Source organism: Micromonospora coriariae (genome assembly GCF_900091455.1).
GTDB classification, from domain to species: Bacteria; Actinomycetota; Actinomycetes; order Mycobacteriales; family Micromonosporaceae; genus Micromonospora; species Micromonospora coriariae.
In genome coordinates, this window is sequence record NZ_LT607412.1 from 2,541,159 (window position 1) to 2,564,075 (window position 22,917).

Annotated in this window: 20 protein-coding genes and 1 pseudogene; 7 read left to right on the forward strand and 14 right to left on the reverse strand. The window is 71.1% G+C overall.

Features of this window, described 5'->3' with window-relative positions:
* Nucleotides 1-243 precede the first annotated feature (243 nt).
* Nucleotides 244-1,533: an adenylosuccinate synthase gene (locus tag GA0070607_RS11910; protein WP_089018264.1), complete on the reverse strand. Its 1,290-nt coding sequence runs from the start codon at nt 1,531-1,533 to the stop codon at nt 244-246.
* A gap of 124 nt (nt 1,534-1,657) precedes the next feature.
* On the opposite strand from GA0070607_RS11910, the gene GA0070607_RS11915 reads away from it, so the two are divergent.
* Nucleotides 1,658-2,689: a hypothetical protein gene (locus tag GA0070607_RS11915; protein WP_089018265.1), complete on the forward strand. Its 1,032-nt coding sequence runs from the start codon at nt 1,658-1,660 to the stop codon at nt 2,687-2,689.
* 1,562 nt (nt 2,690-4,251) lie between these two features.
* Nucleotides 4,252-5,328 (forward strand): annotated as a pseudogene (locus GA0070607_RS33305) (MinD/ParA family ATP-binding protein); the annotation flags it as partial.
* Between the two features lie 51 nt (nt 5,329-5,379).
* Here GA0070607_RS33305 and GA0070607_RS11925 read toward each other — a convergent pair.
* Nucleotides 5,380-5,808: a DUF3151 domain-containing protein gene (locus GA0070607_RS11925; RefSeq protein ID WP_089018267.1), complete on the reverse strand. Its 429-nt coding sequence runs from the start codon at nt 5,806-5,808 to the stop codon at nt 5,380-5,382.
* Nucleotides 5,809-6,056: 248 nt separating this feature from the next.
* Here GA0070607_RS11925 and GA0070607_RS11930 point away from each other — a divergent pair, with 248 nt between their 5' ends.
* Nucleotides 6,057-7,250, forward strand: a complete 1,194-nt coding sequence (locus tag GA0070607_RS11930) for an LOG family protein (RefSeq protein WP_172899015.1) — start codon at nt 6,057-6,059, stop codon at nt 7,248-7,250.
* A gap of 121 nt (nt 7,251-7,371) precedes the next feature.
* On the opposite strand, the gene fbaA is transcribed toward GA0070607_RS11930, so the two are convergent.
* Both fbaA and GA0070607_RS11940 read right to left on the reverse strand, forming a co-directional pair.
* Nucleotides 7,372-8,397, reverse strand: a complete 1,026-nt coding sequence (gene fbaA / locus GA0070607_RS11935) for a class II fructose-bisphosphate aldolase (protein WP_089018268.1) — start codon at nt 8,395-8,397, stop codon at nt 7,372-7,374.
* A gap of 143 nt (nt 8,398-8,540) precedes the next feature.
* Nucleotides 8,541-8,924, reverse strand: a complete 384-nt coding sequence (locus GA0070607_RS11940) for a phage holin family protein (protein WP_089018269.1) — start codon at nt 8,922-8,924, stop codon at nt 8,541-8,543.
* A gap of 120 nt (nt 8,925-9,044) precedes the next feature.
* Between GA0070607_RS11940 and GA0070607_RS11945 the strand changes: the two genes are divergently transcribed.
* Nucleotides 9,045-9,257, forward strand: a complete 213-nt coding sequence (locus GA0070607_RS11945) for a hypothetical protein (RefSeq protein ID WP_089018270.1) — start codon at nt 9,045-9,047, stop codon at nt 9,255-9,257.
* A gap of 20 nt (nt 9,258-9,277) precedes the next feature.
* Here GA0070607_RS11945 and GA0070607_RS11950 read toward each other — a convergent pair whose 3' ends face one another.
* On the reverse strand, nt 9,278-10,366 hold the full coding sequence (locus GA0070607_RS11950; RefSeq protein WP_089018271.1) for an LCP family protein: 1,089 nt from the start codon (nt 10,364-10,366) through the stop codon (nt 9,278-9,280).
* A complete protein-coding gene (locus tag GA0070607_RS11955) occupies nt 10,363-10,848 on the reverse strand; it encodes a SigE family RNA polymerase sigma factor (RefSeq protein ID WP_089018272.1) in 486 nt (161 codons plus the stop codon). Before GA0070607_RS11955 ends, GA0070607_RS11950 begins: the two co-directional genes overlap by 4 nt.
* A gap of 178 nt (nt 10,849-11,026) precedes the next feature.
* Between GA0070607_RS11955 and GA0070607_RS11960 the strand changes: the two genes are divergently transcribed.
* A complete protein-coding gene (locus GA0070607_RS11960; protein WP_089018273.1) occupies nt 11,027-12,601 on the forward strand; it encodes an LPXTG cell wall anchor domain-containing protein in 1,575 nt (524 codons plus the stop codon).
* Between the two features lie 142 nt (nt 12,602-12,743).
* On the forward strand, nt 12,744-13,565 hold the full coding sequence (locus GA0070607_RS11965; RefSeq protein ID WP_089018274.1) for a DedA family protein: 822 nt from the start codon (nt 12,744-12,746) through the stop codon (nt 13,563-13,565).
* 170 nt (nt 13,566-13,735) lie between these two features.
* Here GA0070607_RS11965 and GA0070607_RS11970 read toward each other — a convergent pair whose 3' ends face one another.
* The 8 genes from GA0070607_RS11970 to clpB all read right to left on the reverse strand — a co-directional run bounded on the left by GA0070607_RS11970 (nt 13,736) and on the right by clpB (nt 21,256).
* Nucleotides 13,736-14,113, reverse strand: a complete 378-nt coding sequence (locus GA0070607_RS11970; RefSeq protein WP_007454255.1) for an ArsR/SmtB family transcription factor — start codon at nt 14,111-14,113, stop codon at nt 13,736-13,738.
* A gap of 57 nt (nt 14,114-14,170) precedes the next feature.
* The gene (pyrE, locus tag GA0070607_RS11975; RefSeq protein ID WP_089018275.1) at nt 14,171-14,710 is read right to left on the reverse strand and encodes an orotate phosphoribosyltransferase; all 540 of its coding nucleotides are present in this window, start codon (nt 14,708-14,710) and stop codon (nt 14,171-14,173) included.
* Between the two features lie 169 nt (nt 14,711-14,879).
* A complete protein-coding gene (locus GA0070607_RS11980; RefSeq protein ID WP_089018276.1) occupies nt 14,880-15,689 on the reverse strand; it encodes an SDR family NAD(P)-dependent oxidoreductase in 810 nt (269 codons plus the stop codon).
* Between the two features lie 9 nt (nt 15,690-15,698).
* Nucleotides 15,699-16,364, reverse strand: coding sequence for a hypothetical protein (locus GA0070607_RS11985; protein ID WP_089018277.1), 666 nt, complete (start codon nt 16,362-16,364; stop codon nt 15,699-15,701).
* A 72-nt stretch (nt 16,365-16,436) separates the two neighbouring features.
* Nucleotides 16,437-17,276: a hypothetical protein gene (locus tag GA0070607_RS11990; RefSeq protein ID WP_089018278.1), complete on the reverse strand. Its 840-nt coding sequence runs from the start codon at nt 17,274-17,276 to the stop codon at nt 16,437-16,439.
* A gap of 90 nt (nt 17,277-17,366) precedes the next feature.
* Nucleotides 17,367-17,963, reverse strand: a complete 597-nt coding sequence (locus GA0070607_RS11995; RefSeq protein ID WP_089018279.1) for a DUF4178 domain-containing protein — start codon at nt 17,961-17,963, stop codon at nt 17,367-17,369.
* Between the two features lie 178 nt (nt 17,964-18,141).
* A complete protein-coding gene (locus tag GA0070607_RS12000) occupies nt 18,142-18,525 on the reverse strand; it encodes a hypothetical protein (protein ID WP_089018280.1) in 384 nt (127 codons plus the stop codon).
* A 139-nt stretch (nt 18,526-18,664) separates the two neighbouring features.
* Entirely contained in the window at nt 18,665-21,256 is a 2,592-nt protein-coding gene (gene clpB, locus GA0070607_RS12005; protein ID WP_089021807.1) for an ATP-dependent chaperone ClpB, read from the reverse strand.
* A 548-nt stretch (nt 21,257-21,804) separates the two neighbouring features.
* Here clpB and GA0070607_RS12010 point away from each other — a divergent pair.
* Nucleotides 21,805-22,911 (forward strand): HesA/MoeB/ThiF family protein, encoded by a 1,107-nt coding sequence (locus GA0070607_RS12010; RefSeq protein WP_089018281.1) that lies wholly within the window; start codon nt 21,805-21,807, stop codon nt 22,909-22,911.
* Nucleotides 22,912-22,917: the final 6 nt, after the last annotated feature.

Here is a 22,917-nt window from a genome sequence, read left to right on the forward strand (position 1 = left end):
CCTGGACGGCGGTAACGGAGCGAAGCAGTTCGGCACGGTCCACACACCCAAACTGGCGGCTCGCCCGCCCCGTCCGCCGCCCCTGTGGATAACCGGCGCCTCCCTGTGGACAACCGCCCGCCAACCCCTGTCGATCATGAGGTTGGCGGGCGATTTGATCTCCACAGTCCCCGCCAACCTCATGATCACCGAGGCGGCTAGGCCCGGGCGGGCCGGTGGGACCGGGCGGGCCGGGGCGGGGTGTTAGGGGAGGAGGGGGTGGAGGAGGACGTTTTCTTCGCGGCCGGGGCCTACGCCTACGACGCTCACCTTGGTGTTGCAGAGTTCCTCTACGCGCGCGATGTAGCGGCGGGCGTTCTCCGGCAGTTCGTTGGCGGTGCGGGCCTTCGTGATGTCCTCCCACCAGCCGTCGAGCTCCTCGTACACGGGCTTGGCGTGGTGGAAGTCCGTCTGGCTCATCGGCATGTCGTCGACCCGGACACCGTTGATCTCGTAGCCGACGCAGATCGGCACCTTGGGCAGCCCGGTGAGCACGTCCAGCTTGGTGATGACCAGGTCGGTGACGCCGTTGAGGCGGCAGGCGTACCGGGCGACCACCGCGTCGAACCACCCGCACCGGCGTTCCCGCCCGGTGGTCGTGCCGTACTCCGCGCCGATCTTGCGAAGGTGCTCGCCGCTGGCGTCGAACAGTTCGGTCGGGAACGGGCCCGCGCCGACCCGGGTGGTGTACGCCTTGCTCACCGCGATCACCTTGCTGATCGCGGTCGGCGGGATGCCGGCACCCACGCAGGCGCCACCAGCCGTCGGGTTCGACGAGGTGACGAAGGGGTACGTGCCGTGGTCCATGTCGAGCATTGTGGCCTGGGCGCCCTCCAGCAGCACAGTCTCGTGCCGGTCCAGGGCGTCCCAGAGCATCGCCCGGGTCTCCGCGATGTACGGCTTGAGCCGCTCCGCGTACCCCAGGTACTCCTCGACGGTCGCCTCGAGGTCGATCGCCTTGCGGTTGTAGACCTTGAAGAGGATCTGGTTCTTCTCGCGCAGCGCGAGTTCCAGCTTCTTGCGCAGGATGCCCGGGTCCAGCAGGTCCTGGAGCCGGATGCCGATCCGGGCGACCTTGTCGCCGTACGCCGGGCCGATGCCCCGGCCGGTGGTGCCGATCCGGGACGAGCCGAGGTACCGCTCGATCACCCGGTCCAGCGCCCGGTGGTGCGGCATGATCAGGTGCGCGTCGCCGGAAATCCGCAACCGGGACACGTCCACGCCCCGCTCGGCCAGCCCGTCGATCTCGGTGAGCAGCACCTTCGGGTCGACCACCACGCCGTTGCCGATGATGATCATCGCGCTGGGCGAGAGCGCGCCGGAGGGCATCAGGTGCAGTGCGTACTTCTGGCCGTCCGGGGTGATCACCGTGTGGCCCGCGTTGTTGCCACCGGAGTAGCGCACGACGTAGTCGACCCGCTCACCCAGCAGGTCGGTAACCTTGCCCTTGCCCTCGTCGCCCCACTGAGCGCCGATGAGCACGATCGCTGGCATCTTTTCCGCCTCCAGAAGGCTCGGGTGCCAGGTGGCGACCGGTTGGCGAGCCCGGGGTGTCAGGTTAACAAGTAGTGACGGCGCGGCCGGCAGGGGTCGCGGCGAGAGGCAGGAGGCTCCTTCGGTGTACGACGTGGTGCTGCTCACCCTCGGTTCGGAGCGGGACGCTTCCGGAGGCTGCGGCGGCGGCGGGGCCTGCTGCGGCGGGGCGACCGGAGCCGACACCGACCCGGCAACCGGTGCCGACGGCGGGGCGCCGGGCGATGCGGACAGGTGCGCCACCGGGCAGCCCCGGGTGCCGGTGCTGGCCTGCGCCGATGCGCTTAACGCCCGCGGTGCGCGGGTGCAGACGGTCACCGCGCGCTCGGACGCCGAGATCGACGAGGTGTTGTCCCGCCTCGACGGTCCGCCGCGTCCGGACGGCCTCACCTGGCCGGACCCGGACGGCAAGACCCGGCTGGTCGTCGCCACGGCCAGCGACGGGCAGTTGCGCGCCGTGCTGCGCCGGCTGGTCCGGCGGTACGCGCCGGCGCCGAGCCGCCGCCCGGCGGACCTGCCCGCTGACCGAACCCTGCCCGACCTGCCCCCGGTGGCCGTACTCCCGCTCGACCCGGCGCGCGGCGGCACCCACCGTGACCTGGCCGCGCAGCTCGGGCTGCCCCGCGACCCCGCTGCGGTGGCCGCCGCGGTGCTGGGCGGCACGCCGCGCCGGCTGGATCTGCTGCGCAACGACGGCGGCTCGGTGACCCTGGACGGCGCCCTGCTCGGCGCCGCCGACGACGCCGGCCGGCCGCTGCAGTGGCGAGCCCGGGTCGAGGTGGACGACACCATCCTCACCGACGGTGACGAACTGCTGCTGGCCTGTGCGATCGGTAACGCCGGCGGGTACGCGATGCTCGACGACGTGACGCTGCTGGCCGCGCCGGATCCGGCCGACGGCCAGGTCGAGGTCGCGGTGGCCGTGCCGGTGGTCGTCCGCTCGGCGCTGGGCAGGAAGCGGGTACGCCTGGAGGTGCGGCGCGCCCGCGGGCGGGCGGTGTCGGTGCTGCCCCGAGAGGGAAAGGTGCCCTACCTCGACGACGGAGTCGAAGGCGAGCTGACCCGGAAGCGGTCCTGGTGGATCGAACCGGGCGCCTGGGCGGTCTGGGCGAGCTGACCCCGGCTGCGCCGACCGGCCCTCGTCGGCAGGTGGGCCTATCCTCGCAGGAGGACTGGGGAGGAACCGTAATGGACGAGAACGCCGACCGGGCGCAACTGCCCGGCCAGCAGCCGGTGCCGGAGCGGGACATCGAACCACTCTGGCCACCTGATCCGGCCGACCCGGGCGCGGAGGCCGCGGCACCGCCATGGGCGTCGATCTCGGAGCAGCGGGGTGGCCCGCCGTCGGCCGTGCCGCCGTCGACCGTGCTGCCGCCCGTGGCCGCGCCGCCGACGGGCCGTCCGCCGGTTTCCGGGCAGTCCGGGGCAGCGGCACGGACGCCTCCGTCCCCGTCCGACTACCCGTCGCTCACCGGTGCCGTACCGGCGCCCGGCGGCTGGGGCGTCACCGGCCCCTCCGGCACCGCGTCGGGCTGGGCCCCGGCCCAGCCGAGTTGGCCACCGTCGGCCGATCCACCAACCCCCGACGCTGCCGACGCGACGAATGACGACGCCCGACCCACGCCGTCGACCACCGGTGCCGCGTCCAGCGCCCCGGCTACCGGCCCCGCCCCGGCCGGGGTTAGCGGCCCATCGAACGGCGCGGCGGTCGGGGCCGCCGGCTCGGCGACCGGCTCGACCGGTCCCGCGAACGGCAGCACCGACTCGCCCGGCGGCAACGGTGACTCGGCCAGCGCCGCGACACCGAGCACCGCCCCGACGGCCACGAACAGCGCGCCGGAGCCGGCAGGCAACGCGTCCGGGACACCAAACCCCACCCCGCAGGCACCCGATCCCGCGCCGGAGGCAGCCAACCCCGCGCCGCAGCCAGCCGACGCCACGCAGGCGGCCAGCCCCGCGCCGCAGGCGGCCAGCCCCGCGCCGCAGGCGGCCAGCCCCGCGCCGCAGGCGGCCAGCCCCGCGCCGCAGGCGGCCAGCCCCGCGCCGCAGGCGGCCATCCTGCCCGGGGCGGAGTCTTCCGCGTCGGGAGCGGCACCGGGGCGGGCCGACAATCCGGGTCCGGTCGCCGTCCCGCCGATCGTGCCGGGCGGCGTCGACCTGGACCTGCCGTTCTCCCTGGACCGCCCGGCGGCGTCCGCCACGCCCGCCATCAGCCAGGCCCCGGCCGCACCGGCGGCACCCGAAGACGCGACGGCGGACCCCACCACGGCTGGACCGACGGCGAGCCGGGCCGGCACCGGGGAGGACGGATCCACCGGAACGGCACGGCCGGCGGCCGAGTCGCCCTGGGCGTACCCGCCGCAGCGGCCTGCCGGCGCGACCGGGACGGCCCACGACGAGGCGGCCCCCGCAACGCCTCCGGTCCCCGCGCCTCCCGTCCCCCAGCCACCGCACCAGGGTGGCCCGCCCGCCCCGCACGCCGGCCCCAGCCAGACGTACCCCGGCCAGACGTACCCCGGCCAGATGCACACCGGTCAGACGTACCCGCCCGCGATCCCCGGTCCCGCCGGCCCGGCACCGATCCCGCCCCCGCCCGGCCCGACGCAGTTCGCCGAGCCGCCGCACGGCAGCCCCACGCCGCAGCAGGGTGGCCCGGTGGCCCCGCCTCCGGGTCCGTTCCCGCCGTCGCCGGGCTGGTATCCCCCGCCCTGGCAGCAGAGCACCCCCGGAGCCCCACCGGCGCAGCCGCAGTCGTATCAGGAGGCCGCGGGGGTGACCCGGGTGCCGACCACCGGCTATCCGGACGCCACCTGGGAGCCGGAGACCACTGCGGCGCCGACCGCGGAGGACTTCGCCCGGCGCCGGCAGGTACGACCCGCCGATCCGGTGGCCACGATGGGCGTCCGCGCGGTGGTCAACAAGATGGGGCTGCTCCGGCTGGCGCCCGGGCGACACGAGCAGGAGCTCAAGCGGGACATCGAGATGGTGCGTCGCAACTTCGGCGGGCTGCGACAGGTGACCGTGGTCAATCCCAAGGGCGGCGCCGGAAAGACGGTGGCCATCCTGCTGCTCGCGATGACGTTCGGCCAGAAGCGCGGCGGCTACGTGCTGGCCTGGGACAACAACGAGACCCAGGGCACGCTCGGGATGCGGGCCCAACAGGACTTCCACTCCCGCACGGTGCGGGACATGCTGCGCGACCTCGGGCAGTTCCAGGGCGCGCACGGGCGGGTCGGCGACCTGTCGCAGTACGTCCGCTCCCAGGGCGAGGGGATGTTCGACGTGCTCGCCTCGGACGAGTCGGCCACCGGTGGCGAGATGCTCACCGCGGCCGCGTTCGCCGAGATCCGCGAGGTGGTCAGCCGGTTCTACAAGCTGATCTTCGTGGACACCGGGAACAACGTCCGGGCGCAGAACTGGCAGGCCTCGATGGACGCCACCGACCAACTGGTCGTCACCATGTCCGCCCGTAACGACTCGGCGGAGACCGCCGCCCGGATGCTCGACCACCTCGAGCAGAGCGGCCGGCAGCGGCTGGTCCGGCAGGCGGTGACGGTGGTGTCGATGCCGCCGTCCCGCAAGGAGATCGACCTGCCGGCCATCCAGGAGCACTTCGCGGCCCGGACCAGGGCGGTGCTGCTGGCACCCTACGAGCGGCTCATCGACAGCGGCGAGCCGATCCGGTACGGAGGGCTCTCCTCGGCCACCCGGGACGCCTGGCTCAAGATCGCCGCCGCGGTCGCCGAGGGGCTGTAGCCCGCCGACGGCCGGCCCGGACGTGTGCCGGACCGACCGTCGGGCCGGGTGTCAGTTGCTGGCCAGCGCGTCCGCCGCCGCAGGGTCACAGTCGCGGAGGAACTGGGCGCAGCGGGCCGCCTCGTCGGCCTCGCCGATCTCGTCGGCTGCCCGGGAGAGCACGTACAGGCAGCGCAGGAAGCCCCGGTTCGGCTCGTGCGACCACGGCACCGGGCCGTGGCCCTTCCAGCCGCTCCGGCGCAGCTGGTCCAGGCCCCGGTGGTAGCCGGTGCGCGCGTAGGCGTACGCCGTCACCACCTGGCCCTGGGCGAACGACCGGGCCGCGAGCTCGGCCCAGGCAGCGCTGTAGGTCGGGAAATGGGCCGCCACCTCGGCGTACGCCTGGTCGCTGCCGGCCTGTTCGGCGGCGGCCAGGGCTGCGTCGGCCTCGTGGTTCGCGGGCAGGAGGGTGGCCGGTGGCTCTGGCAACAGGTTCTGCATCGTCCCATTCAACCCGCTGGACAGTGCGACACGCGAGCGGGTCGGCCGACGCGCTCCGCTGAACGGCTGAGGAGTTGGTCACGCCTGCGGCCTATGCCGCCGCCAGGTGTTTTCCACTACAACTAATGGTCCGGAGCCTCCCCAGGACCCGGTTACGCAGGAGCCCGGTGGCCACGGCCGCCGGGCTCCTGTCGGTTCCGCCCCGGCCCGGGGTTTGGCCGTCCCCGCCGGACGGGCAGGATGGCCCGGTGCCGACCCCACCTCCCGCGGACGTCATCGAGCCGCACCTGCACGCCAACGAGGTCCAGACCCGCGACGAGTTCGACCAGCAGCTGGCCACCGGCCGCCTGACCGGGCTGACAGTGCAGGGGCTCCGCCTCGACCTGGCCCCGGTGCCCGACCTGACCGGCGTCGAGGTCACCGGCACCCTCTTCGTCGGCTGCCGGTTCGCCTCCCGGGAGGTCGGCGCCGACCTGGTCCGGCGTGGCGCGAACGTGGTGCCGCCGTTCTCCGGGCTGCCGTACCCGACCCAACCGGCGCACCTCTACACCCCGGAGGAGCTGGCCGCCGGGTTCGCCGAGGACGGGTTCACCGGGATGTACGACACCCGGGTGTACGAGCACTACCGGGCGCACGGCGGAGCGATGCCGGACGTCAGGGAGGCCCTCGGCCAGCGTCTGCATGATCACGGCGTGGACAACGCGCTGGCCGACGCCACCCGGGTCTGGTTGGCCGAGCACGGGCCGCAGTCGGTGGTGGGCATCATGGGCGGGCACGCGGTGCGGCGGGGCAGCCCGGCGTACCGGATGGCGGCCGTGCTGGGTTGGGAGCTGGCCCGGGCCGACCGGCTGGTGGTGACCGGCGGCGGTCCCGGGGTGATGGAGGCCGCGAACCTCGGCGCCTACCTGGCGGATCAGCCGGCGGCGGAGTTGACCGCGGCGATCGACCTGCTGGCCACCGCGCCCGACTTCACCGACCACCAGCGGTACACCGCCGTGGCGCTGACGGTCCGGCAGCGGTACGCGGGCGTGCCGCGGCAGCGCGGCGCCGACGCGGGGTGGGCGCGGGCCGGCGGGCTGGCCATTCCGACCTGGCTGTACGGGCACGAGCCCGCGAACCTGTTCGCGGGGCGGATCGCCAAGTACTTCTCGAATGCGATCCGGGAGGACACCATCCTGCGGCTCGCCCGGGGCGGCATCGTCTTCGCCCCTGGCCGGGCGGGCACGGTGCAGGAGGTGTTCCAGGCGGCGACCAAGACCTACTACGGCACCGACGGTGTCAGCGGCGCCTACGTCTTCCTCGACCGCGCGTACTGGACCCGGGAGCTGCCGGTGGAGGAGCTGCTGCGCCCGCTGCTGGCCGCCTCCCCGTTCGGCGACCTGTCGTCGACGATCCACCTGACCGACGACGTCCGCGAGGCCGTCCACCTGCTGACAACGTAAGGAAGGGCACCTTCTTAACGCCTGATGTATAGGAAGGGCCCCTTCCTAACACCGGCGGGGCCGTCGCGCGGAAACGACGACGGCCGGCTCCCCGAGAGGGCCGGCCGTCGGTGGGACGTCGTTACTTGGACATCGTGGTTCCGGTGGAGCGCAGGTGCTCGCACGCCTCGACGACCCGGGCGGCCAGGCCGGCCTCGGCGGCCTTGCCCCAGGTACGCGGGTCGTACTGCTTCTTGTTGCCGACCTCGCCGTCGATCTTCAGCACGCCGTCGTAGTTGCGGAGCATGTGGTCCGCGACGGGCCGGGTGAAGGCGTACTGGGTGTCGGTGTCGATGTTCATCTTCACCACGCCGTAGTCCAGCGCCTCGCGGATCTCGCTCAGCAGGGAGCCGGAGCCGCCGTGGAAGACCAGGCTGAGCGGCTTGTCCTTGCCGTACTTCGCGCCGACCGCGTCCTGGATCTGCTTGAGGATCTCCGGCCGGAGCTTGACGTTGCCCGGCTTGTAGACGCCGTGCACGTTGCCGAAGGTCAGGGCCGCCATGTAGCGGCCCTTCTCGCCGAGGCCGAGCGCCTCGACCATGGCCAGGCCATCCTCGACTGTGGTGTAGAGCTTGTCGTTGATGGCGTTCTCGACGCCGTCCTCCTCGCCACCGACGACGCCGACCTCGATCTCAAGGACGATCTTGCCCTTGGCGGCCTCGTCGAGGAGTTGGGAGGCGATCTGCAGGTTCTCCGCCACCGGCACGGCCGAGCCGTCCCACATGTGCGACTGGTACAGCGGCTGCTCGCCCCGCTTGACCCGCTCCTGCGAGATGCCCATCAGCGGCCGGACGAAGCCGTCCAGCTTGTCCTTCGGGCAGTGGTCCGTGTGCAGCGCGATGTTGACCGGGTACTTCTTGGCCACCTCGTGCGCGTACGCGGCGAACGCCACAGCGCCGGTGACCATGTCCTTGATCGAGGGGCCGGACAGGTACTCGGCGCCACCGGTCGAGACCTGGATGATGCCGTCGCTCTCCGCGTCGGCGAAGCCCTTGAGCGCCGCGTTCAGCGTCTGGGAGGAGGTCACGTTGATCGCGGGGTACGCGTACCGGCCAGCCTTGGCGCGGTCCAGCATCTCCGCGTAAGCCTCGGGGGAAGCGATGGGCATATCGAACGCTCCTTACTTACCACTCTCGGCCGTGCTGGCCGCTGTTGTTCACGGGTGCGCCGGACCGCGCTGTCCTCCGCCCGGCAGTATCCCGTAGGTGAGGTGCGCCGGAAAAACCGGCCCGGGTGCTGGCCAGGATCCGGTCACCGGTTGTCCAGCCGGTCCGGCACGATGACGCTGATCAGCCAGGTGACCACGGTCATCACGATGGCGCCCCAGAACGCCGCCCAGAAACCGTCCACCTGGAACGGCAGGTCGAGCCCGCGGGCAATCCGGTCGGTGAGCAGGAACAGCAGCGCGTTGACCACCAGCGCGAACAGGCCCAGGGTCAGCAGGTAGAACACGCAGCCGACGACCTTGATCACCGGTTTGAGCACCGCGTTGATCACACCGAAGATCAGCGCGACCACGATCAGCGTGAGCACGGTGTTGCCACCCGAGCGTCCGTGCACCTCGACCCCGGGGACGATCAGCGTGGTCACCCACAACGCGACCGCGGTGATCGCCAGCCGGATGAGGAATCCCACGGCCCCATCCTGGCACCGGGTCGCGCCGCCCACGGGTGATTCGGCCGACTCGACTTTCGCGCGCCACCGGCACAGCCCGTACGGTGGGTGGGAACCGAGCACCGAGCCCCGGGAGGAACCATGGGTCAGCCCGATGAGGACTTCACCCCCGGCGACCACCTCGCCCCGGACGAACGCGACCCCGAGGCGGATCCGGCGGACGCGGTCGAGCAGGCAGCGGTGGTCGATCCCGCCGACGTCGACGGGGAGCCGCACCGCGGCTTGGAGGTCGACGACTGGGACGCGATGGAGCAGGCCCGGGTGGTCACCGGGGACGACGACGACTACCGCTGACGCCGCGCCCCCGGAGAGCGTCAGCCGGCGGGGTCGACCCGGTCCGGGTGGCGGGCCGCCCAGTCCCCGAGCCGATCCTCGCGCAGCGCGGTCAGGAACTCCGGGGCGAGCGCCGGGTCGGCGAACAGGTACCGGTCCCGGCCGGTCGGCTCGCTGATCGGCAGGCTGAGCCCGACCGGGTCGACGGATCGCAGTGCGGGCACGAGCCGGATCAGGTCCAGCATGGCGGCACCGTCAGGAGCCACCACGAGGTCCGGGCCGACGGTGTCCAGCAGCTTGGAGAGTCGTACCGGGTTGGTGAGCACGCCCTGTTCCCTGGCCTGGCGGACCAGACCGGCGGCGAAGAGGCGGGCGTTGTGGTCCCGGTCCTGACTGCCCTGGGGCAGCCCCCGTCGCTGACGGAGCAGGTCGACGGAGGCGGCGCCGTCGAGACGCTGACAGCCGGCGGGGAATAGCCGCCCGGTGTGGACCGATCGCACACTTTGGGGCAGGCAGACCGGCACCCCGTCCACCGTGTCGGTGAGCCCACGCAGCGCGGGGTACGTCAGCACGAAGCCGGTGTCCACCCGGGCACCGGTCAGCTCGGTGATCGTCCGCCGGGTCAGCTCGTACCCCTTGGTCAGGTCCGACCCCTTGGTCAGGTCCGACCCCTTGGTCGCGGTGCCCAAGGGGAACGCGGCGTTCAGCTTGTCGGTCCCATGGCCGGGGATCGACACCTTCAGGTCACGCGGCAGCGAGATCAGGTACGGACGGCTGCGGTCGGCCGGGATGTGCAGCAGCAGCACCGAATCGGCCAACGGTAGGCCCGACCGCGACGTGTGGCGGTCGATGCCGACCAGCAGGATGGTCACCGGGTCCGTCGACGCGGGACGGGCCGACTCACCGAGCAACTCGCCAGCCTGCGGCGGCCCGGAACGCTCCGGGGTGAACAGCGGCGCCCCGATCCCCAGTACGCCGAGCAGGGCCAGAGCCGTACCGCCGGCCTGCCACCGACGGCGGCGTCGCCGTCGGCCGGTCGCCAGCCGGTCGATCGCGGCCCGCAGCGGGCCGGTCGGCGGGGTAAGCGGTTCGTGCCGGGCGAACGCGGCACGCAGGTCGTCCTCGATCATGAGCAGGCCTCCACGTACTCGGCCCGGAGCGTGGCCAGGGCGCGGGAGATGGACGAACGTACGGTCCCGACGGCGCAGCCGAGGATGTCGGCGATCTCGGCGTCGGGCAGGTCCTCGTAGTAGCGCAGCACCAGGGTGGCCCGCTGCCGCCGCGGTAGCCGGGACAGCCAGGACCAGATCTGGTCCCGGTCCACGGCGGACTGGGCGTGGTCGACGGGTGCCACCAGCGCCTCGTCGGGTTCCCCGCGCAGCAGCACCCGGCGCATCCAGGAGCCGCGCCGCCAGTCGACGTACTGGTTGGTGAGCATCCGGCGCACGTAGCGCTCGGGCGAGTCCGCCCGGGCGACCCGTCGCCAGTTGAGCTGGACCCGGACCATCGTCTCCTGAACCAGATCCTGCGCCTGGTGCGGATCGCCGGTGAGCATCACCGCGTACCGCAGCAGCGGGGCCAGCCGCGTGTCCGCGAACTCCTCGTACGTCACTGCACCTCCCAGGTCTCCTGCCTCAGATGACGGAAGCGGGCCGACCGAACGTTGCGGTGACGCCCGTCAACCTTTCGGCCGATCTTCGGATCCCGGCTGCGGTCCGGGCGGTGGTCAGCTCATTGATTGCTTAAGATCCGCACGCTCCACCTGAATCCCCCACTGGAGGAACCCCCTCATGCTCACCCACTCCACCCGGCGCTGGCTCGCCGGACTGGGCGTAGCAGGCGCGTTCGTCGCCGCCTCCGCCAGTCCGGCCGTCGCCACCGAAGAAGCGCCCATCGAACTGGGCGTCTACTTCGGCGACACGACCATCGCGCTCAACTCCCCCGGCAAGATGGAATCCGCAACCGTCTACAGCAGCGCCCCCGTCGTGCTCCGCGATGTCACTGTCCGCTACGACTACCGTGGCCTGGCGGACAAGGTCACCATCGCGCGGGAGGCAGGCACGGGCGACTGCACCACGCCCGAGAAGGGCGTCCTGCTCTGCACCGAACCGTGGGAGGTCGGTGTGGACGAGTGGGGCCTCGGCGGCTTCTTCCCCGTCGTCATCGCGCCCACCGAGGATGCGAAGGACGGGGATGCGGGCACCGTCAAGGTGACGTTCAGCGCCCCAGGTTTCGACGCCGTCAGCCACGACGCCAAGATCCGTGTGGGTGAGGGTGTCGACCTCGCCGCCGGGCCCGGTACAAAGGTGTCAGCGGCACCCGGCGGAAAGTTCACCAGCGCCCTCAAGGTCAGCAACACCGGTGAGACGACCGCCAAGGGCGCGAGCGTCGTCTTCTACAACGACTACGGCATCCTCGCCGACAAGCACTACAGCAACTGCACCTATGTGGACGACACACTGCGCAGCTGCCACTTCGACGAGGATCTTGCACCGGACGCCACCTACGGCGTCAACCTCGCTTACCGGCTCGGGAAGGACACGTACGCTCCGGGCTCCCAGGTCGGCGAGATTGTCTGGATGACGCCCGCGGAGTTCGAGGACTACGAGGCGTATCTCGACAGCGCGGGGGTTTCGGCGGGCGAGCCGGGGACCGGCGGGAAGCTCACCCTCGTCGAGCTCCCCACGAAGTCCGGAGCCCGCGGGTTCCAGGCCGACATCGACCCGGAAAACAACCGGTCCCTGCTTGAGGTCACGGTGACCGGCAAGAACGGCACCGACCTCGAGGCGATCGGCGACAAGGCCACCGGCAAGAAGGGCGACGAGGTCGACGTCACCGTCGGCTTCCGCAACAACGGTCCGGCAACGCTGGACCACAGCCGTGGTGGCTCTCCGGTCACTCACATGAACGTGGAGATCCCGAAGAACACCACCGTCGTGGCGGCTCCGGACTTCTGCTTCCCGATCACCGGTGACGAGTGGGGCGAGCCGGGCGAGCCGGGCGGCCGGCTCTACGGCTGCTACCCGACGCCGTTCATCAAGGCTGGCGACCAGGAGACGGCCGACTTCACGCTTCGGATCGACAAGGTGGTCCCGAACGACACCGGCACTGTCAAGATCAACCTGCCCTGCCGGTGCGACGGCGGCTTCTACGCCGACCTGAAGCCGGCGAACGACACCGCCAAGATCCTGGTGAACGCGTCCGGCGAGGGCGGCGAGGGCGGTGAGGGCGGTGGCGACGGTGGCGGCCTGCCGGTCACCGGCCAGTCGACCGGCCTGATCGCCGGCATCGGCGCGCTGCTGCTCGCCGCGGGCGTCGGCGGCTACCTGGTGGCGAAGCGCCGCCGGACCCGCTTCGTCGCCTGACCCAACCCGCACCACCGGTGCCCCGCCGACCACCCGGTCGGCGGGGCACCGTCGTTGCGGCACCCCTCGCCTCGGGGGATGCGCCAGCGGGTGGTGTGGGCCCGGTCCGGCGCGGCACGAGACCCGGCCTTCGGTACCCTTTGTGGCCGTGGACACAGCTGAGAAGACCCGCACGCTCGCGGAGAGCGTCGCCCTGAACCCGCTCGATCCCAAGGAGCTGTTGCAGACCTTCGGGCTCATCGGCGTCTGGGTGATCCTCTTCGCCGAGACCGGCCTGCTGGTGGGCTTCTTCTTCCCCGGCGACTCGCTGCTGTTCCTGGCCGGGGTGGCCGCCTCGCCCGTGGCGGACGCCATCTTCGGCGACGGCACCCGGCTCTCCCTGGCCGGCCTGCTGATCGGTGGCCCGATCTGCGCGATCCTCGGCGCCCAGTTGGGGCACTGGCTCGGCGCGCGGTACGGCCGGCGGATGTTCGAGCGCCCCAACTCCCGACTCTTCAAGAAGGAGTACGTGGAGAAGGCGGAGTACTACTTCCAGAAGTTCGGCCCGGCGAAGGCCGTGGTGCTGGCCCGCTTCATCCCGATCGTCCGGACGTTCCTCAACCCGGTCGCCGGCGCGCTCGGCATGCCGGCCCGGCAGTTCCTGCTCTGGAACATCGTCGGCGCGGTGCTGTGGGTGGACGGCATCCTGCTGATCGGCTACCTGCTGGCCGAGCAGATCTACCAGGCCATCGGCGACAAGATCGACCACTACATCCTGCCGGTGGTGGCCCTGATCATCGTGATCTCGGTGCTGCCGATCTTCTTCGAGTTTCTCCGCGACCGGCGGGCCCGCAAGCGTGGCGAGGCGGTAGCGGTGGTCGCGGCGGCCAGCGCCGTCGGCGCGGTCGAAGCGGCCCGTGAGACGTTCGACCACGACGAGCACCCGCACGGCCGCCAGCGCCCGGAGCACGGGCAGGAGCGCTGAACCCTGGGTACGACGACGGCCGGCCCCCTGGTGAGGGGGTCGGCCGTCGACATGTCGGACCCGGCCTCCGGCGGTGCGGCCGGGGACGAGCAGGCGTCACCGCGCGGTGGCGCCACCCCTGGCTCGCCACCGAACACCATCCCGGCGCGGGACGATGCGCAGCGCCTGCTTCAGCGGGCCTTCTTGGTGGCCCGCTTACGCGGCGGGGTCAGCAGGTCGGCGATCGTCGCGATCGCACTCGGGACCAGCCGGTAGTACGCCCAGACACCGCGCTTCTCCCGCTCCAGCAAGCCGGCCTCGGTGAGGATACGCAAGTGGTGACTGACCGTCGGCTGAGAGAGGCCGAGCGGCGCCGTCAGGTCACAGACGCACGCCTCGCCCTCAGGGGCCGACTGGATCAGGCTGAGCAGCCGCAGCCGAGCGGGATCGGCAAGGGCCTTGAGGACCCCCGCGAGACGCTCGGCATCGGCACGTTCGATCGGCTCACCGGCAAGCGGCGAGATCTGAGGCATAGTCATTTCGGCCAACGCAGTTCCCACGTATTCCATCCTTCCACCAGCAGCATCGATCCGCCTGCATATCAGCAGATCCGAATCGGCAAACTTTTACGCCACAAGGCCGAGGTCAGCCAACGTATAGGCCGCCCGGTACGGCAATCCGGCGGCTCGCACCGCGTCGCCGGCACCTCGATCAACAATAACCGCCACGCCCACGACTTCAGCCCCGGCCTCACGAAGCGCCTCGACCGCGGTCAACACACTTCCGCCTGTCGTGGACGTATCCTCCACCGCCAACACTCGGCGGCCGACCACCTCCGGTCCCTCGATACGCCGTTGTAGACCGTGGGCCTTACCCGCCTTGCGCACCACAAAAGCGTCCAGGGCCCGACCGGTCGGAACAGCGGCGTGCAGCATCGAGAGCGCGACAGGGTCCGCGCCCAGGGTGAGCCCGCCGACGGCGTCGTACTCCCAGTCGGCGGTGAGGTCGAGCAGCACCCGGCCAACCAACGGAGCGGCCCGGTGATGGAGCGTGACGCGACGCAGATCGACGTACCAGTCTGCCTCCCGCCCCGAGGAGAGCACGACCCGTCCGTGGACCACAGCCAGGTCGGTAATGAATTTACGCAGGTCGTCGTGGTCCCCCATGGCGATAGAGGTTACTGCGCAAGTCTGAACGCCGCGTGTGGGGTCCACCCTGATCAGCCCGGTGGGGGACAGATGGTTGGCGATGTTCGACTACGCTCAGCAATCGGACCGATTGCGGCGAGCCAACGCACCGGCACCGGCGCCGGGAGACCGGGCGGCCCGTGGAGGCTCAGCTCTCGTCTCGGCCGATCCTGCCGCGGGTGTCCCGGGCGACCGCCTGGAGCAGCCTCCGCGGCGCGTGCCGCAGACCGGCGACGGCCACTTTGTACTTCCATGCAGGAATGCTGACCAACTTGCCTTTGCCCAGGTCACGCAAGGCTTCGCCGACCACATCCTCGGCCCGCAGCCACATCCACTCGGGCGTCTTCGACATGTTGATGCCAGCCCGCTGATGGAACTCCGTACGGGTGTAGCCGGGGCAGAGGGCCATCACCCGGACCCCGTACGGCCGTGCCGACTGGCCAACGGACTCGCTGAAATTGGTCACCCACGCCTTGCTGGCCGAGTAGGTCGATCCCGGCATCACCGCGCCGAATCCGGCAACCGAAGAGACATTTATCACTGCCCCATCGCGCCGTTCGGTCATCGGCCGTAGGGCCGCCATGGTCAGCCGCATGACCGCGTGCACGTTGAGCCGCAGCAGGCGGGCCTCGTCTTCGGCGGAGGAGCGCAGGAACGGTTTGTTCAGGCTGATCCCGGCGTTGTTGATCAGCAGGTGCACGGGACTGCCGTCGGTGAGCCGCTGCTCCACCACGGCGCAGCCGTCGTCGGTGGACAGGTCCGCCGAGATCGTCTCGACTTCGCGGCCGTGTCGGGCACCCAGCTCGGTGGCCAGCTCGGTCAACCGGCCCGCGTCCCGAGCGACAAGCACCAGGTGCCAGCCGTCAGCGGCCAGCCGACGGGTGAACGCAGCGCCGATGCCGGCGGTCGCGCCGGTGATCAGGGCCCGTCGCTCGGCGGTGGCGGGGTCGAGCGTCACGGGCGGTCCTCACCTGGGCGGGTACGGGGGCGCGGTCTGCGCCGGCGGCGGCTGGTGCGGGGCGGGTGCGAACCCGGGTGGGGCGGACGGAACGGTCGGCGTTGTCGGGCGGTGCCGACCGAACCAGGCGTTGGCCGCCGGCAGAGCCAGCAGCGTAGCTACCACAAGGTAACCGAGGCCCTGTCCGACGGAAAGCCCCGCGTTGAGCGGGATCCACCACGACGGGTACGCGTCACCGATCAGGCCCAGCAACTCGGCGGTGCCCCGCTCACCGGCGCCCAACCGCAGCGGCGCGGCCCGTTCGCCGACGAGCACCGCCACGCTGCAGCAGCCAGCGAGCAGGCCGAGCCCGCAGACGACCCAGGTGGCCATCCGGACGCCGGCACGACCTGTCAGCAGCCCGAGGGCCAGGCCGGCGAGCACCGGCGCGGAGAGTGCCGTCACCACCGCCGAAACCGCCGCGGACGCACGCAGCAGGGTCACCACATCGTCGATCTGCTGCGGGCTCGCCGAGGTGTCCCGGGCGGCGGAGCGGAACGCGTCGACCGTGCGGCCGAGCACCGCCAGGTCGATGACGGTGTACGCGAGTGCGGCGATCGCCATCACCAGCAGCACGGCCGTGGCCAGCAGGACCACGGCCGGCCGGCGCGCCGGTGCCGATTCCGGGTACGACACGACGAATCCCTCCGGTAGGCGTCGGGTTGCAACCTACTCGGAGGGATCGTCGGCGTCGTGGTTATCGAGCGGTCAACTCGTCGACGGCGGGGTCGGCCCGGGACGGTCGGCCGGCGGCGTGTCGTCCGGTCGGTCCGTGCCGGACGGGCCCGACGAGGGCGACGGCCCGGGCGGCGGCGGGTAACCCGGCTCCGACCCGGTCGTCTGGCCCGGCGTCGACGGGTAACCCGGCTCGCCACCCGACGGGTAGCCCGGCTGACCGGGAGCCTGCGGGTAGCCCGGCTGACCCGGCGCCTGCGGGTAACCGGGGTAGCTGGCACCCGGGGTCGGCGGCTCCCAACCCGCGGTGGGCTTGCGGAAGAACTCGTTGGCCTTCGGGAGCGCCAGCAGGATCAGCGCCGCGAGCAGCGCGAGCAGGCTGACCACGCCGAGCAGGAGGCTGACCGGGGTGATCCAGGAGGGCAGCGCCTCGTCCAGCCGGCGCTGGATCTCCTCACCGCTCGGCATGTCGCCGCCGGTGTTCCCGCCGGTGGTGAAGCTGCCGGCGGCCCCGCTGAGCAGGGTGCCGCCCACGCAGCAGACCATGATGCCGCCGATGATCCAGGTGGTGATCCGGGCGCCGTTGCGGCCCTGGTTGTTGAGCAGGGCCAGCACGCCCAGGGCGACCGCGAGCAGCAGCAGCAGGATGCTGGTGCCGATGCCGAAGGCGAAGAAGAAGTCCGCCACCTGCTCGGCACCGTCGGCGGAGCTGCCCTCGTACGCCTCACGGAGCACGTCACGGGTCTTGCCGATGGTGGCGAGGGTGAGGATCAGACTGATCACCTGGCACGCCAGGAACAGGAAGAGCAGGTAGCTGGAAATCGTCACGATGGACGGCCGCTGGCGGGCCGGCGTGCTCTGGGAATCGACCACGATTCTCCTTCCCTAAGATCGCCCACACCGTATCGGCAACTGGCCACTCTGGCATGCCGTGCCCATCCCGGCGCGCCCTTCGGGCCCGGCTCAGCGCTCTTCGGCGGTGGGTCGAATCGTCAGCTCGGCGGGGTCGAGCAGGTCGCCCCGGGCTACCCTCCAACCCTCTTCGCCGTACGCCTCGAAGGAGAGTCGCGCGCCGCCGCCGGACTCGTAGTCGTGGTAGCGCATCGTCCCTGCTGCCGGCAGCCCGGTCTCGCCAATGGCGGTGTAACGCGCCTGCCCGGTCTCGGCCCAGGTGTAGCGCCGCCCGCCGAGGTCGATGGTCGGGGCGCCCGGGGTGACGGTCGCGCCCGGTTCGGCGGTCCAGAGCACCAACTCCAGGTCGAGGCCGTCGTCCACGGACAACCGGTGGCGGGTCCCGGAGGCATCGTCGAGCAGGTGCTGCACCCAGCTCCAGTCCCCCTCGACCAGGCGGATCGTGCCGCTCACCGCGTACTCCCGCTCGCGGATCCGCACGCGGTCGCCCGGGGCCAGTCGGTGCGGACCGCCGCGCGGCGGCCGTCCGCCGGGCACCGCACCGCCGGGCCGGGCCGCCGCCCGTCGTCGGGCCAGCACGATGATCACGATCACGGCCACCGCGATGACGGCCACCGCCGCCACCAGGTAAGTCATCGACCCGTCCACCGACCACCTCCCCAGGTACGTCGGCGCAGACGGTAACAACCTCTGACACCGGAGCGACTCGCGTCGTGACGGAAAGCTCAGCTACGGACGGCGGCCGGATTGTCGCCCGGCGTGGTCGGCGGCACTGTGGACGAACTTGGAGCGGAACCGATCGGACTATTCCCGCCCGGCAAACGGATCATGCGGCGGCGAGCCGTTCGGCGGCGTAGTCGCCGAGAGTGGTGCGCCCCATCACGCAGCCGACGAAGGTGGTGAACTCGGTCGGATCGTCCCGCAGTGACGTCCAGGCCGCCCGGGCCGCCGTCGGGTCGATCCGCTCCAGCAGTGTGGCCGCGTACGCCCGGCCTGCGGGCGACCCGTCGGCCAGCACCCGGTCGAGCTGCCGGCGTACCTCCTCGGGGTGGTCGTCGAGGGTGGCCTCGATCCGCTGGTACGCCTCGGTCACCGGCAGCAGCGTGCCGGCGAACCCGACCCCACCGAAGGCGAGCGTGTCCGCCGCGACCAACTCGTCAACGGCCGAGTCGAGTTCCCGTTCCCACTTCTGCTTCCCGATGCCGAACATGCCCTCATCCTTTCCCCGCCCACACCGCCCCGACCCTGTTGATCATGAAGTTATTGCCACGACTCGCCGAGCCGGAGGGCAACAACTTCATGATCAACGCGGGTGGGCCGGGCCGGGAGGCACGGACAGGACAGGTGGGTCAGGCGGGGGTTACCGTCAGGGTGTTGGTGGAGGTGGTCAGGTCGACCTTGACGGTGTCGCCGTCGCGGATCGTGCCGGACAGGAGGGCCTTGGCCAACTGGTCGCCGATCGCGGTCTGGACCAGGCGGCGGAGCGGGCGGGCGCCGTAGATCGGGTCGTAGCCGTGTTCGGCGAGCCAACCTCGGGCCGCGTCGGTGATCTCCAGGCCGAGTCGGCGGTCCGCGAGACGGGTCCGCATCCGGTCGAGCTGGATGTCCACGATGGACCGGAGATCGTCACCCCGCAGCGAGGCGAAGACCACTATGTCGTCCAGCCGGTTGAGGAACTCCGGCTTGAAGTGCGACCGGACCACGGCGAGGACCCCCTCGCGGCGCTGCTCCTCGGCCAGCGTCAGGTCGCTGATCACCGACGACCCGAGGTTGGAGGTGAGGATCAGGATCGCGTTACGGAAGTCCACAGTGCGGCCCTGACCATCGGTGAGCCGACCGTCGTCGAGCACCTGGAGCAGCACGTCGAAGACGTCCGGGTGGGCCTTCTCCACCTCGTCCAGCAGGATCACCGAGTACGGCCGGCGGCGCACCGCCTCGGTGAGCTGGCCGCCCTCCTCGTAGCCGATGTAGCCGGGAGGGGCACCGACCAGGCGGGCCACCGAGTGCTTCTCGCCGTACTCGCTCATGTCGATGCGGACCATCGCCCGCTCGTCGTCGAAGAGGAACCCGGCGAGCGCCTTGGCCAGCTCGGTCTTGCCGACACCGGTCGGGCCGAGGAAGAGGAAGCTGCCGGTCGGGCGGTCCGGGTCGGCGACGCCGGCACGGGCCCGGCGGACCGCGTCGGAGACCGCGCCCACCGCCTCGATCTGGCCGACCACCCGTGAGCCCAGCGACTCCTCCATCCGGAGCAGCTTGGCCGTCTCGCCCTCGAGCAGCCGGCCCGCCGGGATGCCGGTCCAGGAGGCGACCACCGCGGCGATGTCGTCCGCGCCGACCTCCTCCTTCAGCATCGCGCCGTCGGCCTGGAGCTGGGCGAGCTCCTCCTCGGCCTGCTTCAGCTCGACCTTGAGCGCGGGGATCCGGCCGTAGCGCAGCTCGGCGGCGCGCTCCAGCTCCCCGTCGCGCTCGGCCCGCTCGGCCTCGCCGCCCAGGCGCTCCAGTTCCTCCTTGGCTGTGGAGAGCTTGGTGATGTGGCTCTTCTCCGTCTGCCAACGCTCGGAGAGCACGGTGAGCTGTTCGCGCTTGTCGGCCAGCTCCTTGCGCAGCCGCTCCAGCCGCTCGGCGGAGGCGGCGTCCGGCTCCTTGGCCAGCGCCATCTCCTCGATCTCCAGCCGGCGGACCGCCCGCTCGATCTCGTCCACCTCGACCGGCCGGGAGTCGATCTCCATCCGGAGCCGGGACGCGGACTCGTCGACCAGGTCGATCGCCTTGTCCGGCAGGAACCGGTCGGTGATGTAGCGGTCGGACAGCGACGCGGCGGCGACCAGCGCGGCGTCGGTGATCCGCACGCCGTGGTGCACCTCGTAGCGCTCCTTGAGCCCGCGCAGGATGCCGATGGTGTCCTCGATGGTCGGCTCGCCGACCAGCACCGGCTGGAAGCGGCGCTCCAGCGCCGGGTCCTTCTCGATGTGCTCGCGGTACTCGTCCAGCGTGGTGGCGCCGACCATCCGCAGCTCACCGCGGGCGAGCATCGGCTTGAGCATGTTGCCGGCGTCCATCGAGCCCTCGCCCTTGCCGGCGCCGACAACGGTGTGCAGCTCGTCGAGGAACGTGATGACCTGCCCGTTGGAGTTCTTGATCTCCTCCAGCACGGACTTCAGCCGCTCCTCGAACTGGCCGCGGTACTGGGCGCCGGCGACCATCGCGCCGAGGTCCAGCGAGACCAGCTTCTTGTCGCGCAGCGACTCGGGCACGTCACCGGCCACGATCCGCTGGGCCAGGCCCTCGACGATGGCGGTCTTGCCGACGCCGGGCTCGCCGATCAGCACCGGGTTGTTCTTGGTACGCCGGGAGAGCACCTGGATCACCCGGCGGATCTCCGAGTCCCGGCCGATCACCGGATCGATCTTGCCGTCGCGGGCGCTGGCGGTCAGGTCGACGCCGTACTTGGCCAGGGCCTGGTAGGTCTGCTCCGGATCGGCGGTGGTGACCCGCCGGTCCCCACCCCGGACGCTCGGGAAGGCGGCGACCAGGGTCTCCTCGGTGGCACCTACCGACGTCAGCGCGCCGGACACCGCGCCGCCCACCCGGGCCAGGCCGGCGAGCAGGTGCTCGGTGGAGGTGTACTCGTCGCCCAGCGGCCGGGCGATCTGCTCGGCGGCGCCGATGGCGTTGACGAACTCCCGGGCCAGCGTGGGCTCGGCGATGCTGGATCCCCGGGCGGCCGGCAGGGCGTCGACCGCACGCTGGGCGGCCCGGCGCAGCTCGACGGGGTCGGCCCCGACCGCGCGCAGCAGGCCGGCGGCGGTCGAGCCGTCGGTGTCCAACAGTGACAGCAGCAGGTGCCAGGGCTCCACGGTGGCGTGGCCGCGCTGGTTGGCCAGGGCGACGGCACCGGTGATGGTCTCGCGGCTCTTGGTGGTGAGGCGTTCGGTGTTCATGGGCTCCCCCGGATCGGCGTTGTCCATTGGGTTGGACGCAACCAGAGTTGAGCGTATTCCACTCAACCTTAGCGCTGTGGCCTAGAGCACATTCGACCACGCGCCGGGGCAGACGCCGGGGGGCGCAACGACTAACATCGCCATCGATGGAGTAGAGGCTGGTGACAACCGGCGGCGCGGGGGCGTCATTCATTGCCCCAATCTGCGGCTCCATTTTCAACGCTGCGATAAATTGCGTTCCTTAGGCGCGTCCGGGCCAAATCCTCCGTGGCATTCAATCCTCCGAGCGTTGCGAAGTTCGATGGCTTCTCCTATGGTCGGCACCAGGCACCGGACAACCGGTCCGGAGTTTCCCACGGGAGGATCGTCATGGAGACGAAGGAAACCGAGAAGAAGATGAGCCTGCGCATCCGCAAGCTGGAGAAGATCGAGACAACGGCCGACCGCAAGGACGGCTGACCAGCTGAATCGGCGCACTGTCCGCCTCTCACGCGAGGGGCGGACAGTGCCCCATTTTTAGCATCGCGTATGTTCACGGGGAGAAGTCGATGCACATGCTGAAGCCGAAGATCAAAAGCGTCCACGCTCCGTTCACCCTGCCGGGCAATAGGATAATTATCGGTCTCATGCAGTACGGCGTCGCGTCCGAAATTCAGGACGACGAAACCGGAATGGTGGCCCGGATGCTGACCCTCATGGATGGATCCCGTTCGTTCGAGCAGATTCACGAGGAACTCAGCGTGACTCACCCCGGCCTCGACCGGGACAGCGTCCGGGAGGTGATCCAGCAGCTGATCGAGCAGGGGTTCGTCGAGGACGCGGCCGCTCCGCCGCCCGGCGAACTGTCCCCCCGGGAGCTCAGCCGCTACGACTCGGCCCGCAACTTCTTTGCCTGGATTGACACCTCACCCCGGCAGTCACCGTACGAGCCGCAGCGCCGGTTGAAGCAGGCCAAGGTGGGCCTGCTGGGCCTTGGTGGTACCGGCTCCGCGGTGGCCACGGGTCTGGTGGCCAGCGGGATCGGCCGGCTGCACTGCGTCGACTTCGACACGGTCGAGGAAGGCAATCTCACACGGCAGTTGCTGTACACCGAGGCGGACGTGGGCCGCAGCAAGGTGACGACGGCCGTGGAGCGGCTGCGGGCGCTCAACTCCAACGTGAACGTCACCGGCGAGGAGTGCAAGGTCGCCTCCGCCGAGGACGTGGTCCGCCTGATGGACGGCTGCGACGTCTTCGTTCTCTGCGCGGACCGTCCCGAGAACCTGATCGAGGAGTGGACCAACGAGGCCGCGCTGCGGACCCGTACCCCCTGGTACGTCTCGTTCTACACGGGCCCGATGGCGGTCGTACGGTCGTTCGTCCCCTCTGAGACCGGCTGCTATGTCTGCCTACAGCGCCAGGAGGGCCAGCGGGAGATAAACCGTGACAAGACCTGGCTGACCGAGAGACGCCCGAACGCGGTGATCGCGGCCAGCGCCAACATCAGCGGCCACCTGTGCGCCCTCGACGTCATCTACCAGCTCACCGGCATGCCGCAGCAAGCGCGCGGTCGGGCGTTCCACCACAACTTCGCCAACTGGGACCATCACTACTACATCGACGCGGTACGTGATCCGGACTGCCCGGCGTGCGGCGAGACGACCGGCCGTGACTGAGGTCCG